The sequence below is a fragment of the Pseudomonas alkylphenolica genome, from assembly GCF_000746525.1.
Lineage (GTDB): Bacteria > Pseudomonadota > Gammaproteobacteria > Pseudomonadales > Pseudomonadaceae > Aquipseudomonas > Aquipseudomonas alkylphenolica.
On sequence record NZ_CP009048.1, the window covers coordinates 2,659,730 to 2,671,971 of the forward strand.

The window sequence follows — 12,242 nt, forward strand, 5'->3', positions numbered from 1 at the left end:
CATGGGCCGCTGGCTGGGCCTGCTGATGCTGTTGCTGGCCCCGTGGCTGCAGGCCGGCGAGCGCATCCGCTATTGCGACTATCCGGTGTACCCGCCGGTGTCCTGGAGCGACGGCAAGCAGGTGCGCGGCCTGGCGCCAACCGTGGTGCGCGAGCTGTTCGGGCGTTTGGGCTACGAGGTCGAGATGGTGGTGCTGGGCAACTGGAAGCGCTGTTTGCTCGACGCCGCCGAAGGCCGGGTAGACGTGGTGCTGGCCTACAACAGTGACCAGCGTGACCAGGGCATGCGTTTTTCCAGCGTGCCGGTGCTGCGCGAAGAAGTGGCGGTGTTCGTCAATCGCCAGCGGCCGGTGAAGTTCGAACGTCTGCAAGACCTGGCCGGCTATCGCGGTGGCCTGCTGTTTGGCGAAAGCTACGGCCCGGCGTTCGACCAGTTTGTTGCCAAACACCAGAACATCGAATGGGTGTCGTCCAGCCAGCAGAACTTTGGCAAGCTGATTCGCGGGCGTATCGACTTCGTCATTCAGGAGCGGCGCACCGGTCAGCTGTTTGTTGAACGCCTGCCCGGTGGCGAGGATATCCAGGCGTTGCCTGCGGCCCTCAGCGTGGATTACCTGCGTGTCGCCGTTTCGCGTCACTCCAGATTGAGTCAGCACATGGCACAGATCGATGAACAATTACAACGCATGACCGACAGCGGTGAGATCGAGCGCTGGCTGCAGCAGAGCGAAGTGACCTACCGCGACATGATCAACCTGCCGGCAGACGCGCGATGATCCGCCTGCATGCTGATGGCCTGCTGCGCCGCCTGTTGCTGTTCATTCTGTTGTTCAGCCTGTGCTTCACGGTGCTGGCCAGTACCGTGCAGCTGTATTTCGAGTACCGCCGGGAAATGCGCGATATCGATGCGCGCATGGCGCTGATCCGGGTTGGTTACCTGGCCAGCCTTGAGCGCAGTCTCTGGGATCTGAACCAGGAGCAGATCAGCGTACAGCTGCGCGGTCTGGTGGACTTTTCCGATGTCGCCCGGGTGCGTCTGAGCAGCGCCGACTTCAACCTGTTGCAAGGTGACGCCAACCCGCCGGGGCCGCTGCGCATTGAGCGTTTCCCCCTGGATTTCCAGCCGCCGTCGGGGCCGTTGCGCCATCTCGGTGAGCTTGAGGTGAGCATCGATCTGGGTGCGGTGCACCGACGTCTGTTCGCCACCGGGCTGACCAGCCTGTTATGGATGAGTGTGTTTCTCTGTGGCTTGGCGGTGGCCTTGTCGGGCCTGTTCTATCGCCTGGTGACCCGTCATTTGCAGGTCATGGCCGAATTCGCCCGGCGCATTGGCGCCGGCGACTGGCAGGAGCCGCTGCGCCTGCATAAGCGCCGCTCAGCCCGTCTGGATGAGATCGACACCGTGGCCCATGCCCTGGACGACATGCGCCGGGCGATTCTTAGTGATATCGAGCGGCGCGAAGTGGACCGCCTGGCCTTGCAGGACAAACGCGACGAGCTGCAAAAGATGGTCGAACGGCGTACCGCCAGCCTGATGCGTGCCAAGGATGAGGCCGAAGCGGCGAACCTGGCCAAGTCGCGCTTCCTGGCGACCATGAGCCATGAACTGCGCACACCGCTCAACGGCATTCTTGGCATGGCCGAACTGTTGCGTGGCGCAGGGCTGCAGGCGCAGGACGGCAAGCGTCTGGATGCCTTGTACAAGGCCGGTGAAGGGCTGCTGACCATCCTCAACGAAGTGCTGTATTTCGCCCGTCTGGAAGAAGGCGAAACCCATCCCGAAGCCGTGGATTTCTCCCTGCGCCAGTTGTGCGACGAAGTCATCACCCTGCTCGAACCCAAGGCGACGGCCAATGGCAGTACGCTGACGTGCCATATCGATCCGCAGTTGGCCGAGCGTCAGCAGGGCGCCGAGCAGTTTCTGCGTCAGGTGCTGAGCAACTTGCTGGCCAACGCGATCAAGTTCACCGAAGGCGGACAGGTCAGTGTCGAGGTTAAGGTGCTGGGCGAGCAGGACGGCCAGCAGCAGGTGCGGGTGAGCGTCACCGACAACGGCATCGGCATCGCCGAGGCGGTGCAGGCGAAAATCTTCGACCGCTTCACCCAGGCCAGCGAAGCCGTGGCGCGGCGCTATGGCGGTACCGGTCTGGGGTTGGCGATCAGTAAGCATTTGGTCGAGAAACTGGGCGGGCGGATTGGCCTGCAAAGTACCGAGGGGCAGGGCAGTTGCTTCTGGTTCGAGCTGAGCCTCGCAACCGGGCAGCAGCAACCGCTGACGCCGGCACCCACAGCGGTGGTCGCGGCCCTGGACATCCTCGTGGTCGAGGATGTGGCGTTGAACCGTGAAGTGGTGCAAGGCCTGCTCAAGCGCGATGGTCACCGGATCTGGTTGGCCGAAGAAGCCGGGCAGGGCATGGCGCTGTGCAGTGAACGGCGTTTCGACCTGATCCTGCTCGATGTGCATTTACCGGGCATCAGCGGCGTTGAGCTGTGCCGGCAGATTCGAAACAGCCCCGGGCTTAACCAACACACGCGGATTCTGGCGTTGACCGCGAGTGTCCAGCCGGCACTGGTGCAGAGTTTTCTTGAAGCGGGCATGCACGGGGTGCTGGCCAAGCCCTTGAAACTGGAAAGCCTGCGTCAGGCCTTGGCCGCCGAGCGCGCGCTACCGGAGGACTCAGCAGATGACTCGGACCTGGACCACGCACTGCTGAACACCCATCGCCAGTTGCTGGGCGAACAGAAAGTGCAAGGGTTGCTGGAGGTCTTGCAGACGCTGATTGCCCAGCACCGTAGCGCCTTGGCCGAGGCCATCGCGGCGCATGACTGCACTGAGATAGTCCACCTGGCCCATCGTTTGGCCGGTAGCAGCGACTCCCTTGGCTTCTGTGGTCTGGCCCGAGTACTGCGGGCGCTGGAGGAGGCGGCGATGACGCGCGACCTGACCGCCATCGACGGCTTGCGGGAGGCTTTACAGGTGCAGATGCTACGGGCGCAGCAAACGCTGGAACGCTTGATTCTGCATTGATGTACAAAAATCTTACGACTTTTTACATCTTCGATCTTTACGTACAACGGCACCTTACATTGCTTTCCAATAATCGACGTTAACCGCACTGCACGCGGTCTTCGAAGCTTATTGGAGATAATAATAATGAACTGCCGTAAAGCTGATCCGTCCCCGCGCTATCGCCTGTCCCTTTCGCCCCTGCGCCACTGTTGAGGTGCCGACATGAGCGAATCTACCGAACGTAAAGGCATTCACCTCACTCGCGCCCTGAAGAGCCGGCATATTTTCATGCTGTCGCTGGGCGGCGTGATCGGCACCGGCTTGTTCATGGGCTCGGGGGTGACCATCAACCAGGGCGGGCCGGTGGGGGCGATTCTGGCCTACCTGGTGGCCGGTTTCCTGATGTACCTGGTGATGGTCTGCCTGGGCGAGCTGTCGGTGCAGATGCCTGTGTCTGGCTCGTTCCAGGCCCATGCCACCAAGTACATCGGTCCGGCTACCGGCTTCATGATCGGCTGGGTGTACTGGATGAGCTGGGCCACCACCGTCGGCCTGGAGTTCACCGCGGCGGGCATGCTGATGGTGCGCTGGTTCCCCGAAGTGCCGATCTGGTACTGGTCGGCGCTGTTCGTGGTGGTGCTGTTCGGCCTCAACGCCCTGGCCACCCGTGCCTTTGGCGAGGCCGAGTACTGGTTCTCGGGGATCAAGGTGGCGGCGATCCTCGGTTTCATCATTGTTGGCGTGCTGGTGATCTTCGGTGCCATCCCGCTGAGCAGCGGCGAACCGGCGCCGATGATGAGCAACCTGATTGGCGACTCGCTGTTCCCCAACGGCTTGTCGGCGGTGTTCGCGGTGATGATGACCGTGGTCTATGCCTTCCAGGGCTGCGAGATCATGGGCGTGGCGGCGGGTGAAACCGACCAGCCGGAAAAGAGCATCCCGCGTGCGGTGCGCAACGTGGTGTTCCGCGTGCTGATCTTCTATGTGCTGGCGATCGTGGTGCTCTCGGCCATCGTTCCGTGGCAGCAGGCCGGCTTGATGGAAAGCCCGTTTGTGCAGGTGTTCGACATGGTCGGCATTCCCTATGCGGCGGACCTGATGAACTTCGTCATCCTCACGGCGATTCTGTCGGTGGGCAACTCCGGGCTGTATGCCTCGACGCGGATTCTCTGGGCGATGTCCAAGACCGGCATGGCGCCCAAGAGCCTGTCGCCGCTGAGCAAGCGTGGCGTGCCACTGCGGGCGCTGAGCATTACCCTGTGCTTTGCCCTGGTTTCGTTGATGACCAGCTTCGTTGCTGCCGACACGCTGTTCATGGTGTTGATGGCGGTGAGCGGGATGTCCGGGACGGTGACCTGGATCGTGATTGCCCTGGCGCAGTACCGGTTCCGTAAGGCGTTCTTGCGTGAGGGCGGCAAGCTGACCGACCTCAAGTACCGCGCACCGTTGTATCCGCTGGTGCCGCTGCTGTGCATCACCCTGTGCAGTTCGCTGTTTGTGTTCCTGGCGCTGGATGAGACGCAGCGGCCTTCGTTGTACTGGGGGTTTGGTTTTATTGCAGTGTGTTATGCGGCTTACTTCATCATCAATCGCAAGCGGCAGGTGGTGTTGGCGCCGTCGGTTTAACGCATCCCGCTCCCACCCGGTGGGAGCGGGCTTGCCCCGCGATGAGGCCCTCGGGTTTGAGTACATATCCATTGGCGGAGGTGGCGCTGAGTCACCTTTCCGCCCTTACGGCGGCTTACTTTTTCAGTCGAAAAAAAGTAAGCATGGAACTGTCCCATGACAACGGACGCCAAGAAGCGATACTTACATCGCTAACTTGGAGGTTCCCATGTACCCACCAAATCGCCGTAGCTACACCGACGAATTCAAGGCCCAAGCTGTTGCACTGGCTGAAACGGTCGGCAGAACCGAAGCCGCTCGTCAGCTAGAGATGTCTGTTAAGACGCTGGATAACTGGGTCGATGCGTCACGCAAAGGTCTTCCGTTGAGTTCACCGGAGCGTCAACCTGTTACCAAGGAGAGCAGCGAGCTGGCGCGATTACGGGCCGAGAATGCTGAACTCAAAATGGAGCGTGAAATCCTAAAAAAGGCGGCGGTATTCTTTGCCAAAGAGTCCAGGTGAGATACGCCTTCGTCGCTAAAGAGCGGGCTCAGTTCCCGGTGCGTTTGTTGTGCCGGGTGTTGGGCGTGTCAGCTTCAGGATTTTACGATTACCTAAACCGCCCGGTTCGCCCAGATCCAGACAAACAGATTCGAATTGATCTGCGCAGGATCCATGCCGCCAGTCGAAGCACCTATGGGCGGCCACGGTTGGTCGAGGCATTGCGTCAGATACCTCATCGAGTCGGCCACAAACGGGTTACGCGGCTGATGCACGAGGAAGGTATCCATGGCAAACCCAAGGCTCGCTTCCGGCCCCAGACCACGGACAGTCGCCACTTCCAGCCTGTCGCACGCAATGTGCTTGACCGTCAGTTTTCGGTACAGAGCGCCAATCCAGCCTGGGTGAGCGACATCACCTACATTTCAACCCGAGAAGGCTGGCTGTACCTGGCGGTGGTCTTAAGCATCCAGACCCGCCAGGTGCTGGGCTACAGCTTGGCGGACAGGATGCCGGATGATTTGGTTGAGCGCGCATTTATCAACGCTTGGAACGCCAGTTTGGGGCCTTCTGGGGTTGTGTTCCATTCCGACCAGGGACGCCAATATACGAGCAGCAAATTTCGCCAAGCATTGGCCGAAAAAGGCTTTACGCAGAGCATGAGCCGCAAAGGAAACTGCTGGGACAATGCCGTCGCTGAAAGCTTTTTCGCTACGCTTAAGAAGGAAGAAGCAAGCGGGGTCTATCAGAGCAAGAGGCTAGCTTATGGGGCAATCGCGAGCTACATCCATGGTTTCTACAACAGCAGTCGGCTGCATTCGGCGTTGGGTTATCGTTCACCGAACGCTTATGCAAAGGGCTTGAGGCGGAATCCTTAACACCCAGCTTCTTGGCGTCCGTTGCCAAGGGACAGTTCCAGCAAAATTCTCGCCCCACCAGGGGCCCTACGCTGCGCTTCGGGTTCCTTCGCTCCGGTGTCGTTACGGGGCATTGCGAGCTACGAGTTGCAAGCAACTCTACGCTTCGCAACTTCGGCTACGCCGAAGGCGCTGCGCGCTAGCCCCTCCACGACACCTCCACTCAGCCCTACTGGTTAACGGGGCCGGTGGATCAAGATCAAAAGCAGATCAAGATCAAAAGCAGATCAAGATCAAAAGCACAATTCGCTTCGCTCTTGCTTTCGGCGGCTGGGCTGGCAGTTGTGCGAAGTTGTAACAGCGATCGGATCGCCTCGTTTTACTCAAAGCATTTATTCAATAAATACAGTTTATTAGGTGTGTAACTTCATCTGTTACATCACTTTTTCTCCCGATTGTCTCCTTGTTGAACACTCGTTTAGTATGGCCTCAAGTCTTACCCCTCACGCCAACCACAATAATTCGAGGCCTCCTATGACTACCTCCCCGTCAGTGCTGAGCAAAGTCGAAGCCGGCGTTGCCTGGATCACTCTCAACCGTCCCGAGCAGCGCAACGCGCTGGACATCCCCAGCCTGAAGCAGCTCCATGCCTTGCTCGATGACTGTAACGCCGAACCCACCGTGCGCGTGGTGGTGCTGACCGGTAGCGGGCGCAGTTTCTGTGCCGGGGCGGATCTGGCCGAATGGGCTGAAGCCGAGGCCCGTGGCGCGCTGGAAAGCTATGGCTGGACCGAGACCGCCCACGCTCTGATGCAACGCCTGCACAGCCTCGACAAACCGACCATCGCCGCCATCAACGGCACCGCCGTCGGCGCCGGGATGGACCTGACGCTGTGCTGTGACCTGCGTGTGGCCGCCGCCTCGGCGCGTTTCAAGGCGGGCTACACCAGCATGGCCTACAGCCCCGACGCCGGTGCCAGCTGGCATCTGCCACGACTGATCGGCAGCGAACAGGCCAAGCGCCTGCTGTTCCTCGATGAACTCTGGGGCGCCGAGCGGGCGCTGGCTGCCGGGCTGGTGGGTGAGGTGTGCGCCGATGACCAGTTGCTGGCAGTCACCGCAGAACTGGCCGGACGCCTGGCCAACGGCCCGACCTTCGCCTTCGCCCAGACCAAAACCCTGATCCGTGACGGCGCCCAGCGCACCCTCGGCGAGCAGTTGCAGGCCGAGCTTGCCGCCGGGTTGCTGTGCGGGCGCAGCGAGGACGGCGCCGAAGCCTTGCGTGCAGCGGTTGAGAAGCGTGCAGCAAAATTCGTTGGCAAATAAATACTTACACGACCTTCTTCAGGAACATTCCATGAATTTCCAACTGACCCAAGAACAAGAAATGTTGGTGGAAGCGGTACGCAGTTTCGTCGCCAAAGAGTTGCTGCCCCATGAGGAGGCCGTGGACCGCGCCGACGAAGTGTCGCCGGAACTGGCTGCACAGATTCGTGGCAAGGCCATCGCTGCAGGTTTTTACGCGTTCAACATGCCCGAGGAAGTCGGCGGTGGCGGTCTCGATTATCTGTCCCAGGCGCTGATCGAGCGTGAGCTGTCCAAGGTGTCGTGGGCGGTGCATGTGTTTGTCGCGCGTCCGTCGAAGATTCTCATGGCCTGCAAGGATGAGCAGATCAACGATTACCTGCTGCCGTGCATCCAGGGCGAGAAGGTCGACTGCTTCGCCTTGACCGAGCCGGGTGCAGGCTCCGACGCCAATGCGATCAAGACCCGCGCGGTGCGCGAAGGCGACGACTTCGTCCTCAATGGCAGCAAGCATTTCATCAGTCACGCCGGGCACGCCGATTTCGCCATTGTCTTCGCCGTGACCGACACCTATGAGCACAACGGCCGCAAGCGCAACGCGGTCACTGCGTTCCTGGTTGACCGTGGTACCCCCGGCATGACTATCCGCCGTGGCCCTAAATGCGTGAGCAACCGCGGTTATCACACCTACGAGATGTTCTTCGACGATTGCCGGGTGCCGGCCAGCAAAGTGCTGGGCGAAGTCGGAAAAGGCTGGGAAGTGGCCAACGCCTGGCTGACTGCCGGGCGGGTGATGGTCGCCGCCAACTGCGTCGGCCAGGCCCAGCGCGCGCTGGACGTTTCGCTGCAATGGGCCGCCGACCGCAAGCAGTTCGGCCAGCCGATCGGTACCTATCAGGGTGTGTCGTTCAAACTTGCCGACATGGCCACGCAGATCCGCGCCGCTGAGCTTTTGACCCTGCACACCGCCTGGAAGATGGACCAGGGCAGCATGACCGATGGCGAGGCCGGCATGGCCAAGCTGTTTGCCAGTGAAGTGCTGGGCAAGGTCGCCGACGAAGCCGTGCAGATTTTCGGCGGTATGGGCCTGATGGATGAAGGCCCGGTCGAGCGGATCTGGCGCAATGCGCGGATCGAGCGGATCTGGGAGGGCACCTCGGAGATCCAGCGACACATTATTTCCCGCGAACTGTTGCGCCCTCTGTTGCGTTGATCGGGTTGGAGAACGCTTATGTCGCAGTCGATTCGTGACAACCTCAAACGCCTGCTGGCGCCGCGTCACCTGGCCTTTGTCGGTGGACGCAGCATGGCGCGCGCGTTCAAACGCTGTGCCGAAGGCGGTTATCAAGGCCAGATGTGGCTGGTTAACCCGCAGCACGACAGCATCGATGGCATTCCCTGTGTGCGCAGTGTTGCCGAGCTGCCCTGCGGCCCGGACGCGGTGTTCATCGCCACTAACCGTGAGCTGACGCTGACGTGTGTCGCCGAGCTGGCCGCTATCGATGCCGGCGGGGCGATCTGCTATGCCTCGGGCTTTGCCGAAGCCGGCGCCGAAGGCCTGGCGTTGCAACAGCAACTGCTCAAGGCCGCCGGCAACATGGCCTTGCTCGGCCCCAACTGCTACGGCCTGCTCGACTACTTGCACAACAGCGCCCTGTGGCCGGTCGCGCACGGCGGCAAGGCGGTAGAGAAGGGCGTGGCGATCCTGACCCAGAGCGGCAACTTCGCCTACAACCTTTCCATGAGCGACCGCTCCTTGCCGGTGGCCTACATGGCCTCGGTCGGTAACCAGGCGCAGCTGGGCATTGCCGAGTTGATGGATGTGCTGCTCGATGAACCGCGGGTGACCGCCATCGGCCTGCACCTGGAGGGGTTGAAGAACGTTCCGGGCTTTGCCCGCGCCGCACACAAAGCGCTGGAAAAGGGCATTCCTATCATTGCCCTGAAAACCGGGGTGTCGCAGATCGGTGCCGAGCTGGCACTGAGTCATACCAGCTCGCTGTCCGGTTCCGATGCACTCTACGACAGCCTGTTCCAGCGCCTGGGGGTGATCCGCGTCAGCGGCCCGGTGAGTTTTGCCGAAACCCTCAAGGCTGCCGCCTGCGGCAACCTGCCCAAAGGCCGCAGCCTGATTGCCCTGGCCTGTTCCGGGGGCGACGCCGGGCTGATCGCCGACTACGCCGAACGCAACGAACTGAGCCTGCCGAAACTCGATGCCGGTCAGGTCGACGAATTGGCCCAGGTGCTGCCCGCGTATGCCAACCTGGTCAACCCGCTGGACTTCACCACGGCCATCTGGGGTGACGGCGCGGCCCTTGAACGCATGCTCGACAGCGCCCTGCGCAGCGAGGCCGATGCGGCCATGCTGGTGCTCGACTATCCGGCCGAGTTTACCGGCGAGCGCAAGGAGTGCGACCTGCTGCTGGAACTCTACAGCGCCGCGCTCAAGCGTCACGGCAAGATCGGTTTTGTCACCTCGGCGTTCCCCGAGTTGCTCCCGGCCAGCGCCCGCGAGCGTCTGCATGGCCATGGCATCGCGGCGCTGCAGGGGGTTGAGGACGGGCTGGCGGCCTGGGGGCGGATCGCTGCCTATCAGAGCAACCGTCAAGCCTTGCTGGATCTTGGCGAGTCGGCGCTGGTGCCGCTGTGCCCGCAAGCGCTTGGAGGCGACAGCGAACTGCTCAACGAATGGGACTCCAAGCAGGCCTTGAAGACCTTCGGCTTGCCGGTTCCCGCTGGCGTACTGAGTACAGCCGATCAGGCGGTCAACGCTGCGCAAACCGTGGGTTTTCCATTGGTGCTCAAGGCCGTCAGCGCGCAATTGCCGCACAAGACCGAAGCCGGAGCGGTGGCGCTCAACCTGCGTGACGCGCAAGCGCTGGACAGCGCCGTGCAAAAGATGCGCGCACGGATTGGTGCCTATGCGCCGCATGTACCGTTTGACCAGGTGCTGCTCGAACCCATGGCCAGCGCGCCGCTTGCCGAGCTGATTGTCGGCATCAAGCGTGAAAACGACTTCGGCCTGGCCCTGGTGATCGGTGCGGGCGGCATCCTCGTCGAGCTGCTCAAGGACAGCAAGACCTTGCTGTTGCCGACCACCGACGGCGCCATTCGCGCGGCCGTGCTCGGCTTGCGCAGCGCCAGTCTGCTGCAGGGCTTCCGTGGCCGCGAGCACGCCGACCTCGATGCCCTGGTCGCGGCAATCCGCGCCGTGGCCGACTACGCCTGCGAAAACGCCGGGCAACTGCTGGAACTGGATGTGAACCCATTAATGGTCGGTGCCCAGGGCACCACCGCGGTCGATGCGTTGATTCGCCTCGGCCAGGCGTAAGGAGCACAACATGCACAACACTCCCTTGACCGGCGGCCAGGCCCTGGTCCGCCTGTTGGCCAACTACGGCGTCGACACGGTGTTCGGTATTCCCGGGGTGCATACCCTGGAGCTGTACCGCGGCTTGCCCGGCAGCGGCATCCGTCACGTCCTCACCCGCCATGAGCAGGGCGCAGGCTTTATGGCCGACGGCTATGCCCGGGTCAGCGGCAAACCTGGTGTGTGCTTTGTCATCACCGGTCCAGGTGTCACCAACGCCGCCACCGCCATTGGCCAGGCCTATGCCGACTCGATCCCGATGCTGGTGATTTCCAGCGTCAACCACACGGCCAGCCTGGGCAAGGGCTGGGGCTGCCTGCACGAGACCCAGGACCAGCGCGCCATGACCGCGCCGATCACAGCGTTTTCCGCCGTGGCCTTGAGCGCTGAGGACTTGCCCGAGCTGATTGCCCGCGCCTATGCGGTGTTCGACAGTGAGCGGCCACGTCCGGTGCACATTTCCGTGCCACTGGATGTGCTGTCGGCGCCGGTCAAGCGTGACTGGAGCAATGAGGTAGTCCGCCGTCCAAGCCGTGGCCTGCCGGCCAGCAGTGTGCTGGAGCAGGCAGCAGCTAAATTGGCAGCGGCGAAACGGCCGATGATCATCGCCGGTGGCGGCGCGTTGCAGGCTGCCGATGCGCTGCAGCAACTGAGTACCCGCTTGGCGGCGCCGCTGTTTACCAGCGTTGCCGGTAAAGGCCTGCTAGCCCCGGCAGCACCGCTCAATGCCGGAGCAAGCCTGTGCGTCGAGCCGGGCTGGAAACTGATCGCCGAAGCCGATGTGGTCCTGGCCGTGGGCACCGAGATGGCCGACACCGACTTCTGGCGTGAACGCCTGGAACTCAATGGCGAGCTGCTGCGGGTGGATATCGACCCCCGCAAGTTCAACGATTTCTATCCCTGTGCGCTGGCCTTGCAGGGTGATGCACGGCTAACCGTAGGCGCCTTGCTGGAACACCTGCCAGACATCAAGCGCGACCCCGAGGCGGCCATCGCTTCGGTCGCTGCCTTGCGTCAGGCGCTCAAGGCCGGGCATGGCCCGCTGCAGACGATCCATCAGGCGATTCTCGACCGGATTGCGGCCGAGCTGCCGGACAACGCCTTTATCAGCACCGATATGACCCAACTGGCCTACACCGGCAACTACGCCTTCGCCAGCCGGGCGCCGCGCAGCTGGTTGCATCCTACCGGCTACGGCACCCTGGGCTACGGCTTGCCAGCGGGTATCGGTGGCATGTTCGCCACCGAAGACCGTCCGGGCCTGGTGCTGGTCGGTGACGGCGGCTTCCTTTACACCGCCCAGGAACTGGCCACCGCCGTCGAAGAGCTGGACCGTCCGCTGGTCGTGCTGTTGTGGAACAACGACGCGCTGGGGCAGATCCGCGACGACATGCTCAACCTGGATATCGAGCCCATCGGCGTGCTGCCGCGCAATCCGGATTTTGCCGGGTTGGGCAGGGCGTTTGGCTGCACCGTGGCCCAGCCAGGCAGCCTTGATGAACTGCAACAGGAACTGCGTGCCGGCTTTGCCCGCAACAGCGTGACCCTGATCGAGCTCAAGCACGCCTGCGCTCGCTGAAGTCCAACCCTATTC

At 62.1% G+C, this 12,242-nt stretch carries 9 protein-coding genes; all 9 read left to right on the forward strand.

Annotated elements, in window-relative coordinates:
- The first annotated feature begins 1 nt into the window (after position 1).
- Positions 2-775, forward strand: a complete 774-nt coding sequence (locus PSAKL28_RS12160) for a substrate-binding periplasmic protein (protein ID WP_051939328.1) — start codon at positions 2-4, stop codon at positions 773-775.
- Positions 772-3,027 (forward strand): hybrid sensor histidine kinase/response regulator, encoded by a 2,256-nt coding sequence (locus tag PSAKL28_RS12165; protein ID WP_038610550.1) that lies wholly within the window; start codon positions 772-774, stop codon positions 3,025-3,027. Before PSAKL28_RS12160 ends, PSAKL28_RS12165 begins: the two co-directional genes overlap by 4 nt.
- 204 nt (positions 3,028-3,231) lie before the next feature.
- Entirely contained in the window at positions 3,232-4,635 is a 1,404-nt protein-coding gene (locus tag PSAKL28_RS12170; RefSeq protein ID WP_038610552.1) for an amino acid permease, read from the forward strand.
- 208 nt (positions 4,636-4,843) lie between these two features.
- Positions 4,844-5,137 (forward strand): transposase, encoded by a 294-nt coding sequence (locus PSAKL28_RS12175; protein WP_038608001.1) that lies wholly within the window; start codon positions 4,844-4,846, stop codon positions 5,135-5,137.
- The gene (locus PSAKL28_RS12180; RefSeq protein WP_038609159.1) at positions 5,134-5,994 is read left to right on the forward strand and encodes an IS3 family transposase; all 861 of its coding nucleotides are present in this window, start codon (positions 5,134-5,136) and stop codon (positions 5,992-5,994) included. The genes PSAKL28_RS12175 and PSAKL28_RS12180 overlap by 4 nt, the downstream gene beginning before the upstream one ends.
- 513 nt (positions 5,995-6,507) lie before the next feature.
- Positions 6,508-7,299: an enoyl-CoA hydratase/isomerase family protein gene (locus tag PSAKL28_RS12185; protein ID WP_038610553.1), complete on the forward strand. Its 792-nt coding sequence runs from the start codon at positions 6,508-6,510 to the stop codon at positions 7,297-7,299.
- A gap of 31 nt (positions 7,300-7,330) precedes the next feature.
- A complete protein-coding gene (locus PSAKL28_RS12190; protein ID WP_038610556.1) occupies positions 7,331-8,491 on the forward strand; it encodes an acyl-CoA dehydrogenase family protein in 1,161 nt (386 codons plus the stop codon).
- Positions 8,492-8,509: 18 nt separating this feature from the next.
- Entirely contained in the window at positions 8,510-10,609 is a 2,100-nt protein-coding gene (locus PSAKL28_RS12195; protein WP_038610558.1) for an acetate--CoA ligase family protein, read from the forward strand.
- A 10-nt stretch (positions 10,610-10,619) separates the two neighbouring features.
- Positions 10,620-12,227 carry a 5-guanidino-2-oxopentanoate decarboxylase gene (locus tag PSAKL28_RS12200; protein ID WP_038610560.1) on the forward strand — a complete coding sequence of 536 codons (1,608 nt, stop codon included), beginning with the start codon at positions 10,620-10,622 and terminating at the stop codon, positions 12,225-12,227.
- Positions 12,228-12,242: the final 15 nt, after the last annotated feature.